Genomic DNA, 17,698 nt, shown 5'->3' on the forward strand with positions numbered 1-17,698 from the left:
CCATCTAGAATAGTCTATGGTGGGACTTTTCAAGTTGTTCATGAGGAAAAATTGACTGATATTATCACGTATATAACGGTTTCATGATACAATAAAATTCAACAAAAAAAATTTAAATAATGTCGAAAAAATCTGCAAATTCATCACGAAAATGCTATTCTAAAAACTAATTAGTCATAATAAAGGGGAGAGAAATGTGAGTGTTATTCAGAAATTGGTCTTATTTTGTCTAAAATCAATTGAGAATCAGAGAACGGCTTATGCCATTTTACATTTGCTTAATGGCAAAAAGTCATCTCAAACAATACAAGATGCTCATTTATTTCACTTGAAGCAATACTTTCATGTATTACCCCATTTGACAAGAGAGGAATTTAACCAAATATTAGATTTTCTTATTGAGAAGAATTATGTTACTTGTCTCAATGAGGGGACTTATCGAATAACGGAAAAAGGGGATATATATATCCAAGTGCATGCGGAACCAATCCTCCCTATATATCTCAATGGCTGGTCATATAATCGAATGGACAAATTATTTTGGGAGCGTCTTTCTCTTATGGTTCAAGTGATTTCTAACCTAGTCGCATATAACGGGAGGTATCTCCCAATCCAAAATAATAAACCTCATCTTGATTGGATAAAAAACTTTATTCAAAGAAATAGATTCAATCGCTATGAGTTGGCAACACAATTGTTTAAGGAGTTACAACATCTTTTTACGAATAAAAAAATAGACCCTCTAATTCTTATACTAAGGTTAACAGGAAGTAAGCGAATTGGTTTAACGGCACATCAGGCAGCTGAACAGTTACAAATGTCAGTGTTAACCTATCATTTACATTTTACAAATGTGATTCACATGATTTTAACTGAAGTAAAAGGAAAGACTTCTTATCCTTTACTCGAGCAACTATTAGAGACAGAAGAGAAAAATGAGTGGATACACCTAACACAATCAACAAGAAAAACAGCTATTTATTTAAATCAAGGATACGATATTGAGGATATTATTAAAATAAGACAATTAAAACAAGGAACAATTGAAGACCATATTGTGGAATTGGCCATCATTGATTCGTCATTTGATATAGATATATATGTCCCACCAGAAGTGCAAAGAAACATTATGAAAACTTCAACAAATGGAATAAAACAGTTAAAATATATCCGTCAATCCGTTCCCGAAGCAAGCTATTTTCAGATACGGCTTGTACTAGCTAAACATAAAAGTGCGGTGAGCGTATGATGAAACATTTACTGAGAGAAAAATTTGGTTATACGTCTTTTAGAGATGGACAAGAAGAAACAATAAAAGCGGTTTTGGCTGGTAAGCATACGTTAGCCATGCTTCCAACTGGTTCTGGGAAGTCATTATGTTATCAACTTCCTACATATATGCTTCCAGGTGCAACTTTAATTATTTCTCCACTTCTCTCCTTAATGCAGGATCAAGTAGACCAATTACTATTGATAGGGGAAAAACGGGCAATTGCATTTAATTCTTTTTTAAATTACCAAAAAAAAATGTCTGCACTTAAAAACTTGCACCAGTATAAGTTTATTTTTACTTCACCTGAAATGCTACAATCAAAATTATTCATGGAGAGGTTAAGTGAGATTAATATTACATTACTTGTTATCGATGAAGCGCATTGTATTTCTCAATGGGGCCATGATTTTCGACCGGACTATTTAGCGATCGGCACTGTAATGGAAGACTTAGGGAATCCGCCTATATTGGCGTTAACGGCTACAGCAACTGATAGGGTGAAACAAGATATTAAGCAATCTTTAAATATGCAAAACAGTATTGATATTCTTTATTCAGTTGACCGACCAAATATCTCTTTACATGTTGAGAAAGTCGGAAGTTATCAAGAGAAAATAGATGTGTTAATTAAGAGGGTTAGCGCATTACACGGTCCAGGTATTATTTATTTTTCTAGTAAAAAAACGGCTGAAATTTGTGCCCAATCATTAAAAGAGAATGGTATAAAAAGAGTGAGCATTTATCATGGTGGATTGAATCATGAAGAAAGAATACTTATTCAGCAACAATATATCCATAACCAACTAGATGTGATATGTGCAACAAGTGCATTTGGTATGGGAATTAATAAAGAAAATATTCGTTATGTTATCCATTTTCATATGCCGATGAATATGGAATCGTATTTACAGGAAATTGGTAGAGCTGGGAGAGATGGCCAAACTAGTCTTGCTTTATTGTTATATGCACCTTTTGATGAGCAGCTACCAAGGCAGTTGGTAGAAACCGAACTAATTAACGATAGCCAAATGGAAAAATTACGCCAATTCTTTTTAGAAGACTCCCTAAGGTGGTGGGAGTTGGAAAAATATGAAGAGGAAATTATAGCAATTGCTAATCTTAGTGAAACATCTATGCGATTATTAAAGGATTTTCATCGTAATGCTATCCTTCATCATAAGGAGGCGACTTCCTTAGATGAACTAAAGGAGATGATGAATAAACAATTGCAGCTTAAATTTGAAGCCATTCATACTGTTTATCAATATATTCATATGTCCACATGTAGACGAGAAAAAATCTTACAATATTTTGGTGAACAACCGACAATAAATATAGTAGAATGCTGCGATCATTGTAATGGTAGCAACTATCCTAATTTGCAAGCTGAAAAGCGTGAAACAATGCCTGAATATGAAAATTGGGAAGAGATTTTGCAAGAAATTTTATTGAGTGAGACTTCGAAAAATGAAGAGTAAGTATGAAGAAACCATCCGTTTATTATCCGATAAAGAATTAAGATTTCATTTATATTTAACACAAGTATTATTGCTATTTATTGCACTAGTTATTGGTCTATTTCTTTTTCAGTCTTGGCACTCTTTTTTTGCGCTATTTCAATGGGATGGACCATCTATTATGATTGGTCTATTATCAGGATTAATCATTGTAATTCTTGATATAATTGGGATGAGAACGCTCCCTCCCTCCTATTATAATGATGGCGGGGTAAATAAAAGGATATTCAGCTCACTATCACCAGTCCAAATCGTAGTGATTACATTAATAATTGCCTTTAGTGAGGAAGTGTTATTTAGAGGTGTGCTGCAAACTCATTTTGGATTGATAATGACTAGTGTGATATTTGCTCTTGTTCATTATCGTTATTTATTTCAATGGTTCTTATTTATAAATGTCGTTTTATTGAGTTTCTTCATTGGTTGGATATATGAAATGACAGGTAATTTGTTAGCGACAATTATCATGCACTTTATTATTGATTGTTTATTGGGGTTATATATCTATAAAAGTCAAAGAGCAGGAAGGGAAGATAGATGAATAAAGAGGCATCGTATCGGGAGAAGGCAAAGAGAGATCGCCAAAGATTACAAAAAGCCAACTTAAATGATGAGTTGGTGATGGCGGAAATCAGCAGTACAAGAGAAGAAAAACAAACATTTGAAAAAAAATTAGACTACCCACTGATTCGTTTACTTGCTGCATTTTTTATTATGGTTCCAATAGTGGCTTTGTCTGTTTATTATCTTGTTCCTATGCTAGCTGAACAGTCTTCAACATCAGCTGAAAAAGAGGATTTTGAAACTGTCGGAATATCAAATAACAAAAATAACGGTTCATCACAAGAGGTTGCAGCCGTCCCTGATGATAAAGAAGATCAAGAAAAGGAGAACGAAGCTGAAGAAGCAAAATTGAAAGAACAAGAAGAAGCAGAAAGGAAGAAACAAGAAGAGGAAGAACGTAAAAAACAAGAAGAAGCCGAAAAGAAAGCGAAAGAAGAAGCAGCGCAAAAAGAAAAGGAAAAGGCAGAAAAAAAAGCACGGGAAGAAGCTGAACAAAAAGAGAAGGCATTAGCGGAACAAAAGGCGAAAGAAGAGGAAGAAAAAAAACAAACAACAAAAGTTGTGCAGCATACGGTTCAATCACAAGAAACAATGTATAGAATCGCCATGAACTATTATAAGTCCCCAGATGGGATTGCTAAAATTAAGGCTGCTAATAATTTACCATCTGAAGAAATATACGTTGGCCAAGTATTAAAGATTCCACTCGACTAGTCATGAATCCACTCCTCCAATCATATACTGTGGGCAAGCATAGCTATGACTGGGGGGAGTTCGATGGAACCGGCAATTAAGCAACTGGATGAACGAACAGATCAAGCAACGAGACAAATGCTTCAAAAAGTAGTTGAGAGAAAAGCGAAATATGATCTATTGAAAGAGTGGCATTTGGTTATTATGTGGCTAGTTGTATTTCTAACATTTGCTTATGTCATCTTTGTGTATTATCAATTTTATTTACCTTATTCCTATTCTTTTGCTTCTGTTTTTTCTGTTTATATTAATCAACCATTCAATTTATATAGCATGGTAACTTTGATTGGGCTTTATGGATATATGGTCGTATTACAAAAGAAGCGCGATAAAGCTGAAAAAGAATATCATGCACTTAGATGCGAGATCATCGATAAGAGTAAAGACTTGTGGAAAAAAGAGGATGAGTGGAAAAATCGGCATCATGTATTTAATATGATGAAGAAAAATTATGATATTAATTTGTTTCATGAGAACAAATAATCATCATCGAAGCATAGGGAGCAATAGCATACTTGTTATTTGGTAACACTTAAGAAACAGAGAACTTAAGGGGAAATAGATGACTAAAACGCACCCCATTTTTGATTGCATTGTAGGAATCGAAGAACTTGTTACAAAGGTACACAGTCGAGAACCCGCCATCACAACGGCAATTGGTCAAGCTCACAAGAAGTATTAAGTTTGTAGAAACGAGATAAGTCATATTTAGGTTGTTCGTTTTTAGAGCATCCTTTTTTTAGTTTTTTTGACTAACTTATATATTCGTACATATAAGAAGAGGTGGAGTCATGTATATTCTATTAGCGGGTGTTTTCCTGTTTATTTTCGTTGGAGTCGTCGTTTATATGTATAAGGAGGCACATAAAGATACACTTGAAGTGAGAAAGGTGGCAATACAAGGTGTACCAGAAAGTCTTGCAGGATTAAATATTTTTTTTATTTCTGATATCCATCGTAGAGAGCTATCCGAAAAGTTGATTCAAGTTGTTAAAGATAAAAAGGTAGACATCGTTTGCATTGGGGGAGATTTAACAGAGAAGGGAGTACCTTTGGCGAGGACGAAACGGAATATAGAAAAGCTTGTATCTATTGCTCCGACTTACTTTGTATGGGGGAATAATGATTATGAGGTGGATTTTCATGAGCTAGATGCATTGCTATTAGATCTCGGAGTGAAAATCCTTGATAATTCAGCAGTCAGTTTTGAAGGTTCAGATGGTGAACGTATCGTGTTACTCGGAACAGATGATTTTAGTAGGGAAAGAGATCGGATTGATCTGGCCATTGAGGATGCTGGGAATGGCTGTCGTATTCTCATAAGCCATGATCCTGGTATTGTGGACTATTTATTACCAGAACACCAAATTTCATTTATGATTTCTGGACATACCCATGGGGGACAAATTCGTATTTTTAACAGGGGACCCTATGAAAAAGGCGGAATGAAATATAAAAATGATATACCGTATTTTGTCAGTAATGGTTATGGGACAACAGCCTTGCCTTTAAGGCTTGGCGCACCTGCACAAACTCATATTCTTTCTTTATATCCAAGTTTAGAAGGAAATGTTAAGGACGACTCACCAACTAAAGTATATACCATACACTAATCTCAAGAGTCGGTTCTGGGCAGGGGGCAGGAAAAAATGCAATTGGAGCGTTTGAATGATAATAAAATTAAAATTTTGCTTACTTTAGATGATTTGTTTGAAAGAGGCTTGTCAAAGGAAGATATTTGGAAGGACTCTTTAAAATGGCATCAGCTTTTTCAAGATATGCTTGAGGAAGCAAGTGAAGAATTTGACCTTGATATATATGGCACCATCAGTATCGAGATTTTTTCAATGCAAATACAAGGAATGGTTATGATTGTGACGATACAAGAAGAAGCGGAAGAAGAATGGCTTAAGGATGGGATCATTGATTTTCAAGTAGATGTAGACAAACAAAATTATATCTTATATGAATTTCCTGATTTTGAGAATATTATTTCATTAAGTCACCGTAAAATATGGGAAGAAGAAGTAGTTAATTCATTATATGTCTATAACGACCTTTATTATTTAATGATTGAATGCAATAGAAAACAAGCGGAAGAAAAACTTATTTCCATTCTAGCTGAATATGGTACGGTTTCTTTTGTTAGTTTATATATCATTAAAGAATACGGAAAAGAATTAATTAAAGACCATGCTTTAGAAAAAATTAAATTTTACTTTAAATAATGCTATTGCCTTCAAGCAAATAGGATGTGATGATTCTATTTGCTTGAATATTCTGTCTCCCTTGTGTTTATAGTTTTAAAACTTTGGGAATAGGATGTAATATGCTGTCTATTGATAAGATTAATTCAATTGATCTTGATAAAATACATATAAGTATTTTATGAATGAAATCAGCTAAAAAAGGCAAAATAAAATAGATGTAAATATTTTTGAAAATAAGGAAAATAGGCAATATTATCACTTTGGTAGCGTTTACATAAAAATAAGAAAAAATTGTTTTTTCTTCTTGCATAAATAGAGCAAAGGTGTATACTATGTCTTGAAAGCGGACAACTAAAGAATGTGAATTTTTCTAGGAGGTTTCAAATAGTGGCCGATAAAGGTACTGATCATACGAATCAAGAAGATAAAATGGACGTTTTGAAGTCAACTCAAATCGTAATCCACAAAGCTTTGGAAAAACTTGGATATCCAGAAGAGGTTTTTGAACTGTTGAAAGAGCCAATGCGTTTATTAACAGTGAAAATTCCTGTTAGGATGGATGATGGGACGGTGAAGATTTTTACGGGTTACCGTGCTCAGCATAATGATTCAGTCGGTCCTACAAAAGGGGGAATTCGTTTTCACCCTAATGTAACAGAAAAAGAAGTGAAGGCACTATCTATATGGATGAGCTTAAAATGCGGAATAGTCGATCTACCATATGGCGGAGGTAAGGGTGGTATCGTTTGTGATCCAAGGGATATGTCCTTCCGTGAGCTTGAAAGATTAAGTAGAGGGTATGTAAGAGCGATTAGCCAAATTGTTGGTCCTACAAAAGATATTCCAGCTCCAGACGTCTTTACAAATTCACAGATTATGGCCTGGATGATGGATGAATATAGCAGAATGGATGAATTTAATTCCCCAGGATTTATTACTGGTAAGCCACTTGTACTTGGTGGTTCTCATGGTAGGGAATCAGCAACAGCAAAAGGGGTTACGATTTGTATCCATGAAGCAGTCAAGAAAAAGGGTATTAATTTAAAAGGTGCTCGCGTGGTTGTACAAGGTTTTGGTAATGCTGGTAGCTTCTTAGCGAAGTTTATGCATGATGAAGGCGCAAAAGTCGTGGGTATTTCTGATGCATACGGTGCGCTTCATGACCCTAATGGTTTAGATATTGATTACTTACTTGATCGCCGTGATAGTTTTGGAACGGTAACAAAGTTATTTAATGAAACGATTTCAAATAAAGAGCTACTTGAGCTCGATTGTGACGTATTGGTTCCTGCAGCAATTGAAAACCAAATTACTGAGGAAAACGCACATAATATTAAAGCAAGTATTGTAGTAGAGGCTGCGAATGGTCCAACAACATTAGAAGCGACGCAAATATTAACGGATAGAGATATTCTTCTTGTACCTGATGTACTTGCATCCTCCGGTGGTGTAACAGTTTCCTATTTTGAATGGGTGCAGAATAACCAAGGCTATTATTGGTCTGAAGAAGAAGTAGAAGAAAAATTAGAAAAAATTCTTGTGAAATCATTCAATAATATTTATGAAACCGCTCAAACTCGTAGAGTAGATATGCGCTTAGCTGCGTATATGGTTGGTGTACGTAAAATGGCTGAAGCGTCAAGATTTAGAGGTTGGATTTAATTTTCATAATTTATTACATTTGAAAGAAGGGAAAAAATCTCCTATTATATACATTAGGAGATTTTTTTCATTTCTACATATATTAAATATCATACGGGTCAGTCCAAGAGGTGAATCATCATGGAAAAAAAAGATGCAATTGTGGTTGGTGGTGGACCATGTGGATTAGCCGCAGCCATTTGTTTACAGGAGTTAGGGAAAGATGTTTTAGTCATTGAGAAGGGCAACATTGTTAATGCCATTTATCGCTACCCGACTCATCAAACGTTCTTTAGTTCTAGTCAAAAATTAGAAATTGGTAATATACCGTTTGTAACGGTTGAACATAAACCCAATAGAAATCAAGCACTTACCTATTATAGAGAAGTGGTTAAACGGAAAGCAATCAATGTAAATGCTTATGAAAAGGTTGAAAGCATCACAAAGAAAGAAAATGTCTTCTCGGTGCAAACAGATAAAGCGGAATATCAATCATCTTATGTCATTATAGCCACGGGGTATTATGATCAACCAAACTATATGGGGATTCCGGGTGAGGAGTTAGATAAGGTCTTTCATTACTTTAAGGAAGCTCATCCGTTTTTTGATAAAGATGTTGTGGTCATTGGTGGGAAAAACTCCAGTGTTGATGCGGCCATTGAATTAGAGAAGGCTGGTGCAAATGTGACAGTTCTCTATCGGGGAGAGGAATATTCAAAAAGCGTGAAGCCGTGGATTTTACCACAGTTTGATTCACTTGTTCGTCATGAGAATATTCAAATGGAATTTAATGCAAATGTTCAGGAAATTAGAGCAAATTCTGTTGTCTATGAGAAAGATGGGCAAATAAATGAAATCGCGAATGATTTTGTCTTTGCCATGACTGGTTATCATCCAGACCATACTTTTTTACAATCAATAGGCATTAAAAAAGACGAAGAATCCGGAAAGCCTGAACATCATCCTGAAACAATGGAGACAAATGTAGAAGGAATATATATTGCTGGCGTGATTGCAGCAGGTAATAATGCAAATGAAATATTTATCGAAAATGGTAGGTATCATGGCGAAATGATTGCCAAAGCGATAAAAGAGAAAGAGCAATAAGCAAACAAGCTCAGATGAGAATATGCGCGTAAGTAAACCCGAACTTTTTGGCAAAACACTTTTCAATAGTGCTTTGCTTTTGTTCGGGTTTTCAAATTGTATGGATTTATTTTGTGAATATTAATTTGACTTTTGTAAAGGGTGATTATCTCTGTGCTAATATTTCGTTGGTTACTATCATTAAAATTCTCGCCATTGTCATTGGTATGAGATTATGTGTAGATGAAATATTGTAACAGTTTGGTTTTTAACTCATTAAAATACCCTAAATCAGCTTTTATAGTTGAAACATTTTTTCCAGTTCTTCGAAAGGCATCCTACTTTCCAAAGCAATTAAAAGTTTAATACGGGCTTTTTGCCCGTTTAATCCATTAGAAAAAATGAGGCCAAGTTCTTTTAATTCTTTGCCCCCTCCAGGATAACCATAAACGTCTTGGGCGATGCCATTAAAGCATCTTGATACGATAATAATAGGAATCTTTCTAGCGAGTAAACCTTTTATACCAGGAAGCATTGCGGGCGGAAGGTTTCCTTGTCCTAGTGCTTCAATCACCAATCCATCACATGTAGTTTGTGCAATGGCTCCTAATAGAGTAGAGTCCATACCGGCATGAGCTTTAATGAGCATTACTTGTTTATCTGCTTGTTCGATTTCAAAATGTGCATGTTGAACAGGGAGATGATGAAAAAGTACACCTCTTTTAGTGACTATACCTATGGGTCCATATTGAGGACTTTGAAAGGTCGAGACGTTGCTCGTATGTGTCTTTGTGACATTTTCAGCTGTGTGAATTTCATCATTCAGTACGACTAAAACGCCCTTTCCATCCGCCTCATCACAAATGGCTACACGAATGGAGGAAATCAGGTTATATAATCCATCTGAGCCAATTTCATTACTAGAACGCATAGCCCCTGTAACGACAATCGGCAAAGAGCCCTTTACTGTTAAGTCAAGAAAATAGGCGGTTTCTTCCAGTGTGTCGGTTCCATGCGTTATGACAACACCAGATACTTTATCCTTATAAGAATGAATCAAGTTTCTTAATATAAGCATTTCCTTTTGCGTAATATGTGGAGAAGGTAATTGAAATGGCTCCTCGACAATCAAGTGCGCAAGCTCATTTAACTCTTTTGTTTGTCTTGTTAACGGGTTTTCTTCATTTGTTAAAACAGCCCCTGTTTCAACATCCTCACTCATTGAAATGGTCCCACCTGTATGAATTAGGAGTATTTTCTTTTTATCCAACTTGCTCCCTCCAATTAATATGTAATTATTTTGGTAAATCCATTTTCAATCTTACCTATACATGATACGATTAAAGAAAAGCTTTGAAAAGAGGAACAGCCTATGCTAGGATTAATATCTGCTGCCATTGCTCCTGGCTTGGCATTATTAAGTTACTTTTATTTAAAAGATCAATATGAGACTGAGCCCTTTTCGATGGTTTTTAGAACCTTTTTATTTGGGGCACTTCTTGTGTTTCCCATAATGTTTATCCAATATGTATTTGAAGAAGAACAAGTGTTTACTTCTCATTTTGTTTCTGCTTTTCTTTCCTCTAGTATGCTCGAGGAATTTTTTAAATGGTTTATCCTACTTATAATTATTTATCCCCATGTGCACTTTGATGAACCATATGACGGTATTGTCTATGGCGCAGCAGTATCACTTGGGTTTGCTACATTGGAGAATATTTTTTATTTATTGACACTTGGAATTGAGCATGCGCTAGGTCGTGCGCTATTCCCGGTTTCTAGTCATGCCCTTTTTGGCGTAATTATGGGCTATTATTTAGGTAAAGGAAAGTTTTCGAAAACATCTAAGGGGAAATGGCTATGCTTATCTTTGGCAACCCCTTTCCTTTTGCATGGAACATATGATTACATTTTATTAACATTAGAAAATTGGTTGCTCTTTATTGTTCCATTTATGATCTTTCTTTGGTGGATGGGGTTAAAAAAAGCCAAACAAGCGAGAATTTTAAGTGCTAAATATAATCAATCGTTAGAAGATACAAGAACAAATTATGGTTAAACTTGTTTAAAAAGAGGCTATGAGAGAATGAGCTTCAGATAAAGAAAAAGGTGGATTTGAGTATACTCAAATCCACCTTTTTTCTTTTTGTCAGCCTAGGCTTTCGAATAAAAGCTAAAGCTAAAGGTAAATGAATTCCTTCTTTCATTAGAAGATCTAACATAGATATAAAATTTTATCAATCGTTAAATCTCAACGTCTTCGTTCATTTAAAAAGATGTTCCTAGCCTTTTATTAATGGTCAATCTGTAAATGCTATATTTATCCAAATGATTTTCTCATGGAATTTGAATAAAAAGCCAATTGGAACAAAAAATAGATGTATTGTTAGCTTCCTCGATGATTAGTGACGGTGAAAAAAGATGAGATCGAGGATGAACTGTTCCTGCCATCATTATTTGCCTGCAAAACGCCATAGTAGGTTACCTAGAATGTTTAACAGATGAAAAGATGTATTTTTGGAGGTTAGTACGATGAAACAACTATTGATGTTTACTAAAGTGATGCTAATACTACTGCTTATAGCGACGGCTATTCCAATGGCTGAATTGGATAAGTCGGCAAATGCTTTTTCGAATCAAGTGATTAGACAAGGAGCGATTGGTGATGATGTCATTGAGCTACAAGCAAGATTGCAATATTTAGGATTCTATAATGGTAAAATCGATGGTGTCTTCGGTTGGGGGACATATTGGGCATTACGCAATTTTCAATATGAATTTGGCTTGGATATAGATGGGCTTGCTGGTTCTAGTACAAAGAACAAGTTGGTAAGTGCGTCTAATTATGATAAGCAATATGTACAAAATCAAATTAATCAAGGGAATTCATTTACACATTATGGCGGTACGGATTTAAATCAACAAGCACCTGCTAATAATGGTGGGTCAAATCAAAATGATGGAAATGCATCAAGTGGAAATTCCGGTGGTGGTGCAACTTCGGCAAATGTTCCTAGCGGGTTCTCGGAAAACGACATTCAAATAATGGCAAATGCTGTGTACGGTGAGGCGCGTGGCGAGCCTTATATAGGTCAAGTAGCGGTAGCGGCTGTAATTTTGAATAGAGTAGAAAGTGCGTCTTTTCCAGATACGGTTTATGGCGTAATCTTTGAACCAAGAGCATTTACGGCTGTTGCAGATGGGCAAATTTGGTTGACGCCTAATGAAACAGCGAGAGAAGCAGTGATAGATGCAATAAATGGCTGGGATCCAAGTGGAGATGCCCTCTATTACTTTAATCCCGATACCGCAACAAGTCCTTGGATTTGGACAAGACCACAAATTAAGAAAATTGGACAACATATATTCTGTAAATAAGGAGTGAAGTCACGTGTTAAAAGGAATACTCATAACTGTTCTTTCAGTTGGTGTGATTGGAACTGCTGTCTGGGGTTATCAAGAACATCGTGAGAAAAATGCGATATTAATTAACGCAGAAAACAATTATCAACGTGCATTTCATGAACTCACTTATGAAATCGATGTATTACACGATAAAATTGGGTCCACATTGGCAATGAATTCTAGAAGTTCACTGTCTCCTGCACTTGCGGATGTGTGGAGAATTACCTCTCAAGCACATTCAGATGTAGGTCAACTGCCACTATCACTTTTACCATTTAATAAAACGGAAGAATTTTTAGCTCAAATTGGTGAGTTTAGTTATCAGGCAGCGATTAGAGATTTGGATAAAGACCCATTGACAGATGAAGAATATCAGTCATTACAAGGTTTATACAAACAAGCAGCAGATATTCAGTCGGAATTACGGAATGTACAGCATATGGTCGTCAAAAATGACTTACGCTGGATGGATGTCGAAACAGCGCTTGCTACAAATAATGAAGCAGCAGATAATACAATTATTGACGGCTTTCAAACAGTTGAAAAAACTGTCGAGGGATACGATGAGACGGATTTAGGTCCTGCATTTGTAAATATGCAAAAGAAAGATGAGAACTATCAATACTTAGAAGGAAAAGAAATATCTAAAAAAGAAGCTGTATCTGAAGCGAAGAAATATGCGCAATCCCCTGATGATGTGAAAGCAACCGTTGCAGAAAATGGTGAAGGATCGGATTATGGATTTTTTAGTGTATCTCTAAAGTCTCCTAAACAAAGCGTAGAAACCAATTTAGATATTACTAAAAAGGGCGGTTATCCTATTTGGCTTATCACAGCAAGAGAAGTAAAACAACAAAAAATCAGTCTGGAAGATGCCCATCAATCAGCAGTGAAATTTTTAAAGGACAATGAGTTTGAAGATCTGGATCTTTTTGAAAGTGTGCAATATGATCAAATGGGCGTGTTTACATTTGTTTCTAAACAGGACGATGTAAGAATTTACCCAGATTCAATTAAGATGAAAGTAGCATTAGATAATGGGCAAATTTTAGGGTTTTCAGCAGAGGATTATTTGAAATCACATCATAAGCGAGATATTCCTCAAGCAAAGTTATCAAAAGAGGAAGCACGAACAAAAATCAATAGTCAACTTAAAATTATGGATGACCGTTTAGCGATTATTTTGAATGATAGTAATGAAGAAGTACTTTGTTATGAATTTACTGGGACATTAGGTGAGGATACATACCGCATCTATATTAATAGTGAAAATGGAAGAGAAGAAAAAGTAGAAAAGTTGCAAAATGCAGAACCGATTTATGAAGATGTAGTATAAGGCAGAAAAGGACCCTAGCAAGGGTTCTTTTTGTTTTATGGATACCTTTTGGCTAAACAAAGTCATGACAATGTGGTTATACCAAGTTGTTATGATTCGCATCTAATATTAATTAAAAAATAGTTCTTTTGTAACGGTTAAGTGATAAAATAAGGAAAAGTAGAAAAGGTTAGGAGGGAATTCATTGTCGCCAGGTGATCAATTGTATATAGAATATTATTTATCAGGTGAAGGCAAGTACATATCTAGAATTGCTGAAATAGAAGAGGATGTAATACATATACATTATCCTGTTTGTTTACAAACGAATCGGAAAATGTACTTAGAAGATGGAAGAAGAATTAAGTGTGTTGCTTACAATGCAAATGGGAAAATGTTTTTCTTCTCTGGAAGAGTGGTTGGCCGAATGAAGCAGTCAACACCATTATTGAAAATTGCTTATGCAAAAGAATTTACTCATGAGAAGGAACAGATGCGGGAGTATGTTAGAGTAGACGTCAATGAATCTGTTGAAATCCAACCAATAGATGAAGGGACATCTCACTCCATTCTAGGGATAAGTAGAAATATAAGTGCAGGAGGAATAGCTGTAGTTGTTAATGATTTTAAAAATTTGTATAAACGATCCCCTTATTTATTGCGTTTTTCTCTTGTGATTGAAGGTAATAAGCGTTCCTTTGTTTTAGCTTCAGAATATGTAAGGAAAGAGCCATTAGCTGATGGGCGACTCGTTATCTCTTTTAAATTTCCGCAACTAAATGCAGAAGATAGACAAGCAATGATGAGATTTTGCATCGAACAACAGTTATTTCATATGAAAAAAAGTAAACAATCTTAAGTAGAACAGCATAAAATCTTTTTTGTGTCTCCATAATGATTAGTAGGAGGTGGAAGGGTGAAAATATTTGAACGTACACTCATCCTATTAGTCATTTTTCATCTTGGATTGTTACTATTATTTCAAACCATTTTTCATTATTTACACCTATTTCCGCATTTTAATGAAGTGACAAGATATGAAGGCGTGAATCATCATATAGAATATCATGATGAGGAGGTAGTTAATATAAATAGACCTTAACTTGATTTTATTAAAGTAGACCAACAGAAACAATAGCTTGAACGACAAACCTTTTGGATGGTTCTTTTTAAGAACATCCTTTTTTTAGTATTTCTCTTATTTTTTAAAACTACCGGATTAATTTAATCAATAAATAGACTCTTTCTTAGAGGAGGGTATTATTAAAGACACATAATCATTACAACTAATTAAGTAAATTTATGATAGAATATAAAACGTAAAGAATATATTTGTATAGGTATTTCAGGAGGGTTTATGAATAAAATATCAATTGCCATCGATGGACCTGCAGCAGCGGGGAAAAGTACAGTTGCCAAAATCATAGCTGAAAAGCTTCATTATATTTATATAGATACAGGGGCGATGTATCGCGCATTAACATTTAAAGCGTTGCAGTCAGAAATAGATATAAATGATGAAGAGTCATTAATTCATTTGTTAAAAGAGACAGAGATTGTTTTAAATCCTGGAGAATCTGGCCAACGTATTCTTTTAGATGGGTTAGATGTTTCTACTGAAATTAGAACAGCTGAAGTAACTAATTCAGTGTCAACGGTTTCAAAGCATAAGCTGGTAAGGGAAGAAATGGTTGTTCGTCAACAACGCTTCGGTCAAGAAGGTGGTGTAGTGATGGATGGTCGTGATATTGGTACACATGTTTTACCTGATGCAGAAGTAAAAGTATTTCTTTTAGCATCAGTGGATGAGCGAGCAGCTCGCCGCCACGCTGAAAACTTAGAAAAGGGTTTTCCTTCTGATTTAGCTCTTTTAAAAGAGGAAATTGCTAATAGAGATAAGTTAGATTCGGAAAGGGAAGTTGCACCGCTCAAAAAAGCTGAGGATGCAGTGGAATTGGATACAACATCACTAAACATTCACGAAGTTGTTGATAGCATTATGAAGTTGGTTGAGGAAAGGATTTAATCATATGAGTGTATATACATTTGCACGCTCTATAGTCAAAGGCTTGCTAAAGCCCGTTTATCGCATGGATGTTAAGGGTAGGGAGAATGTCCCGGCAGAAGGTGGCGTCCTTTTATGTTGCAATCATATTGATAACCTGGATCCGCCAATTGTAGGGATTACAGCACCACGAGACATTCACTTTATGGCAAAAGAAGAGTTGTTTAACGCACCGGTTTTAGGGAAGTTATTACCACATCTGAATGCTTTTTCTGTAAAAAGAGGAATGAGTGATCGTGAAGCATTGAGAAAAGGCTTGAAGGTTCTTAAGGAAGGAAATGTTTTAGGTTTATTTCCAGAAGGGACGAGGAGTAAAACTGGAGAAGTTGGTAAAGGTCTTGCCGGTGCAGGGTTCTTTGCTCTTCGTTCAGATGCTGCTGTCGTACCTTGTGCCATCATTGGCCCGTATAAGCCTTTTAGGAAATTAAAAGTCGTTTACGGAAAGCCTATTCCAATGGATGAAATCCGAGCAAAAAAAGTCAATGCAGAAGAAACAACGGATATCATTATGAATGAAATAAAAAAATTAATCGAACAGAATCGCTAAACCTTCTTACTTGACAAAAGGTGCTATTTGTAAGAAGTTTATAAAAAGGCATTTTATATTTCAGGATCAAAGTGGTTTTACAACTCTAGTTTATTTAGTGCAATTTACACTTAGTAAGATTGCATTTTATAAGTGGAAAATGAAATTAGCCATTGGATTAAGGAGGAATACATATGTCAGAAGAAATGAATGAAATTGAAGTAGCAAATTTTGAAGTTGGCGATAAAGTCAATGGTAAAGTGACAAAAGTAGAAGAGAAGCAAGTGATTGTCGATATCGAAAATAGCAAATTAGATGGTATTATTCCAATTAGTGAATTATCAAGTCTTCATGTAGAAACAGCTAGTGATGCTGTTGCAGAAGGTGATGAGCTACAATTAGAAGTGTTAAAAGTAGAAGAAGAAGCGCTCGTACTATCAAAGCGCAAAGTAGATGCTGAAAAGTCTTGGGAACAACTAGAACAAAAATTCAATGACGGTGAAGTTTTTGATGCTGAAATTAAAGATGTTGTTAAAGGTGGATTAGTCGTTGACCTTGGGGTCCGCGGATTTGTACCAGCTTCTTTAGTTGAAGCACATTTCGTTGAAGATTTCTCAGACTATAAAGGGCAAACATTAGCTTTTAAAATTGTTGAGTTAGATAAAGAGAAAAACCGTTTAATTCTTTCTCATCGTGCAGTTGTTGAAGAGGAACAAGGAAAGCAAAAGAAAGAATTACTTGAATCGCTTGAAGCTGGAAGCGTGATTGATGGAACTGTACAACGAATTACAGATTTCGGTGCTTTCGTTGATATCGGCGGTGTTGATGGTTTAGTCCATATTTCACAGCTTTCTTATGAACATGTTGCGAAGCCTTCAGATGTTGTTGCGGAAGGTCAATCTGTGAAAGTAAAAGTCCTTAGTGTGGATAAGGATAATGAACGAATTTCACTATCTATTAAAGATACTCTGCCTGGTCCTTGGGATGGTATTGCTGAAAAAGCACCTAAAGGAAGTGTATTAGAAGGCACTGTGAAAAGACTTGTATCTTATGGTGCTTTTGTAGAAGTATTCCCTGGAGTAGAAGGGCTTGTTCATATTTCTCAAATTGCCCATAAACATATCGCTACACCGCATGAAGTATTAAAAGAAGGCCAAGCAGTGCAAGTGAAAGTTCTTGATGTGAATGAGGGAGATGAAAGACTTTCTTTAAGCATTAAAGATCTTGTAGAAAAAGAAGAAGAACCAACTGATTATGAACTGCCTGAAGAGTCTAAAGGATTCCAATTAGGCGAAATGATTGGTGAACAGTTAAAGAAATTAAATAAATAATGGTGGTAGTAT

18 protein-coding genes are annotated in these 17,698 nt (G+C 35.4%); 17 read left to right on the forward strand and 1 reads right to left on the reverse strand.

Annotated elements, in window-relative coordinates; all coding sequences use genetic code 11:
- Nucleotides 1-196 precede the first annotated feature (196 nt).
- The 9 genes from H9655_RS22805 (at nucleotide 197) to H9655_RS03285 (ending at nucleotide 9,065) form a co-directional block, all read left to right on the forward strand.
- Nucleotides 197-1,249, forward strand: coding sequence for a helix-turn-helix domain-containing protein (locus H9655_RS22805; RefSeq protein WP_191810807.1), 1,053 nt, complete (start codon nucleotides 197-199; stop codon nucleotides 1,247-1,249).
- Nucleotides 1,249-2,751, forward strand: coding sequence for a RecQ family ATP-dependent DNA helicase (locus H9655_RS03250; RefSeq protein WP_225230389.1), 1,503 nt, complete (start codon nucleotides 1,249-1,251; stop codon nucleotides 2,749-2,751). Before H9655_RS22805 ends, H9655_RS03250 begins: the two co-directional genes overlap by 1 nt.
- On the forward strand, nucleotides 2,741-3,331 hold the full coding sequence (locus tag H9655_RS03255) for a CPBP family intramembrane glutamic endopeptidase (RefSeq protein ID WP_191810811.1): 591 nt from the start codon (nucleotides 2,741-2,743) through the stop codon (nucleotides 3,329-3,331). The genes H9655_RS03250 and H9655_RS03255 overlap by 11 nt, the downstream gene beginning before the upstream one ends.
- Nucleotides 3,328-4,068: a LysM peptidoglycan-binding domain-containing protein gene (locus H9655_RS03260; RefSeq protein WP_191810813.1), complete on the forward strand. Its 741-nt coding sequence runs from the start codon at nucleotides 3,328-3,330 to the stop codon at nucleotides 4,066-4,068. The genes H9655_RS03255 and H9655_RS03260 overlap by 4 nt, the downstream gene beginning before the upstream one ends.
- Nucleotides 4,069-4,131: 63 nt before the next feature.
- A complete protein-coding gene (locus H9655_RS03265; RefSeq protein WP_191810815.1) occupies nucleotides 4,132-4,590 on the forward strand; it encodes a YpbF family protein in 459 nt (152 codons plus the stop codon).
- Between the two features lie 308 nt (nucleotides 4,591-4,898).
- Complete coding sequence (locus H9655_RS03270) at nucleotides 4,899-5,720, forward strand: metallophosphoesterase (protein WP_191810816.1); 822 nt, start codon at nucleotides 4,899-4,901, stop codon at nucleotides 5,718-5,720.
- A gap of 36 nt (nucleotides 5,721-5,756) precedes the next feature.
- A complete protein-coding gene (locus tag H9655_RS03275; protein WP_191810818.1) occupies nucleotides 5,757-6,335 on the forward strand; it encodes an adaptor protein MecA in 579 nt (192 codons plus the stop codon).
- A 366-nt stretch (nucleotides 6,336-6,701) separates the two neighbouring features.
- Entirely contained in the window at nucleotides 6,702-7,979 is a 1,278-nt protein-coding gene (locus tag H9655_RS03280; protein WP_191811365.1) for a Glu/Leu/Phe/Val family dehydrogenase, read from the forward strand.
- Between the two features lie 120 nt (nucleotides 7,980-8,099).
- Nucleotides 8,100-9,065, forward strand: a complete 966-nt coding sequence (locus tag H9655_RS03285) for a YpdA family putative bacillithiol disulfide reductase (RefSeq protein WP_191810821.1) — start codon at nucleotides 8,100-8,102, stop codon at nucleotides 9,063-9,065.
- A gap of 277 nt (nucleotides 9,066-9,342) precedes the next feature.
- Here H9655_RS03285 and H9655_RS03290 read toward each other — a convergent pair whose 3' ends face one another.
- Complete coding sequence (locus H9655_RS03290) at nucleotides 9,343-10,314, reverse strand: asparaginase (protein WP_191810823.1); 972 nt, start codon at nucleotides 10,312-10,314, stop codon at nucleotides 9,343-9,345.
- Nucleotides 10,315-10,416: 102 nt separating this feature from the next.
- On the opposite strand from H9655_RS03290, the gene prsW reads away from it, so the two are divergent.
- The 8 genes from prsW to rpsA all read left to right on the forward strand — a co-directional run bounded on the left by prsW (nucleotide 10,417) and on the right by rpsA (nucleotide 17,686).
- Complete coding sequence (gene prsW, locus H9655_RS03295; protein WP_191810825.1) at nucleotides 10,417-11,103, forward strand: glutamic-type intramembrane protease PrsW; 687 nt, start codon at nucleotides 10,417-10,419, stop codon at nucleotides 11,101-11,103.
- A gap of 539 nt (nucleotides 11,104-11,642) precedes the next feature.
- A complete protein-coding gene (sleB, locus tag H9655_RS03300; RefSeq protein WP_404826065.1) occupies nucleotides 11,643-12,422 on the forward strand; it encodes a spore cortex-lytic enzyme in 780 nt (259 codons plus the stop codon).
- A gap of 13 nt (nucleotides 12,423-12,435) precedes the next feature.
- A complete protein-coding gene (gene ypeB, locus H9655_RS03305; protein ID WP_191810829.1) occupies nucleotides 12,436-13,785 on the forward strand; it encodes a germination protein YpeB in 1,350 nt (449 codons plus the stop codon).
- 184 nt (nucleotides 13,786-13,969) lie between these two features.
- Nucleotides 13,970-14,623 carry a flagellar brake protein gene (locus H9655_RS03310; RefSeq protein WP_191810831.1) on the forward strand — a complete coding sequence of 218 codons (654 nt, stop codon included), beginning with the start codon at nucleotides 13,970-13,972 and terminating at the stop codon, nucleotides 14,621-14,623.
- 57 nt (nucleotides 14,624-14,680) lie between these two features.
- Nucleotides 14,681-14,866 carry a DUF5359 family protein gene (locus H9655_RS03315; RefSeq protein WP_191810833.1) on the forward strand — a complete coding sequence of 62 codons (186 nt, stop codon included), beginning with the start codon at nucleotides 14,681-14,683 and terminating at the stop codon, nucleotides 14,864-14,866.
- Nucleotides 14,867-15,121: 255 nt separating this feature from the next.
- Complete coding sequence (gene cmk / locus H9655_RS03320) at nucleotides 15,122-15,790, forward strand: (d)CMP kinase (RefSeq protein WP_191810835.1); 669 nt, start codon at nucleotides 15,122-15,124, stop codon at nucleotides 15,788-15,790.
- Nucleotides 15,791-15,794: 4 nt separating this feature from the next.
- Nucleotides 15,795-16,376 (forward strand): lysophospholipid acyltransferase family protein, encoded by a 582-nt coding sequence (locus H9655_RS03325; RefSeq protein ID WP_191810837.1) that lies wholly within the window; start codon nucleotides 15,795-15,797, stop codon nucleotides 16,374-16,376.
- A gap of 173 nt (nucleotides 16,377-16,549) precedes the next feature.
- Nucleotides 16,550-17,686 carry a 30S ribosomal protein S1 gene (gene rpsA / locus H9655_RS03330; protein ID WP_191810839.1) on the forward strand — a complete coding sequence of 379 codons (1,137 nt, stop codon included), beginning with the start codon at nucleotides 16,550-16,552 and terminating at the stop codon, nucleotides 17,684-17,686.
- Nucleotides 17,687-17,698 lie beyond the last annotated feature (12 nt).

Source organism: Cytobacillus stercorigallinarum, assembly GCF_014836495.1.
Lineage (GTDB): Bacteria > Bacillota > Bacilli > Bacillales > Cytobacillaceae > Cytobacillus > Cytobacillus stercorigallinarum.

What these genes read in the sequence shown, in the direction of transcription:
- H9655_RS03250 (WP_225230389.1), top strand. Translation starts at nt 1,249, where the DNA reads ATGAAACATTTACTGAGAGAAAAATTTGGTTATACGTCTTTTAGAGAT.
- H9655_RS03255 (WP_191810811.1), top strand. Translation starts at nt 2,741, where the DNA reads ATGAAGAGTAAGTATGAAGAAACCATCCGTTTATTATCCGATAAAGAA.
- H9655_RS03260 (WP_191810813.1), top strand. Translation starts at nt 3,328, where the DNA reads ATGAATAAAGAGGCATCGTATCGGGAGAAGGCAAAGAGAGATCGCCAA.
- H9655_RS03265 (WP_191810815.1), top strand. Translation starts at nt 4,132, where the DNA reads ATGGAACCGGCAATTAAGCAACTGGATGAACGAACAGATCAAGCAACG.
- H9655_RS03270 (WP_191810816.1), top strand. Translation starts at nt 4,899, where the DNA reads ATGTATATTCTATTAGCGGGTGTTTTCCTGTTTATTTTCGTTGGAGTC.
- H9655_RS03275 (WP_191810818.1), top strand. Translation starts at nt 5,757, where the DNA reads ATGCAATTGGAGCGTTTGAATGATAATAAAATTAAAATTTTGCTTACT.
- H9655_RS03285 (WP_191810821.1), top strand. Translation starts at nt 8,100, where the DNA reads ATGGAAAAAAAAGATGCAATTGTGGTTGGTGGTGGACCATGTGGATTA.
- prsW (WP_191810825.1), top strand. Translation starts at nt 10,417, where the DNA reads ATGCTAGGATTAATATCTGCTGCCATTGCTCCTGGCTTGGCATTATTA.
- sleB (WP_404826065.1), top strand. Translation starts at nt 11,643, where the DNA reads ATGGCTGAATTGGATAAGTCGGCAAATGCTTTTTCGAATCAAGTGATT.
- cmk (WP_191810835.1), top strand. Translation starts at nt 15,122, where the DNA reads ATGAATAAAATATCAATTGCCATCGATGGACCTGCAGCAGCGGGGAAA.
- H9655_RS03325 (WP_191810837.1), top strand. Translation starts at nt 15,795, where the DNA reads ATGAGTGTATATACATTTGCACGCTCTATAGTCAAAGGCTTGCTAAAG.
- rpsA (WP_191810839.1), top strand. Translation starts at nt 16,550, where the DNA reads ATGTCAGAAGAAATGAATGAAATTGAAGTAGCAAATTTTGAAGTTGGC.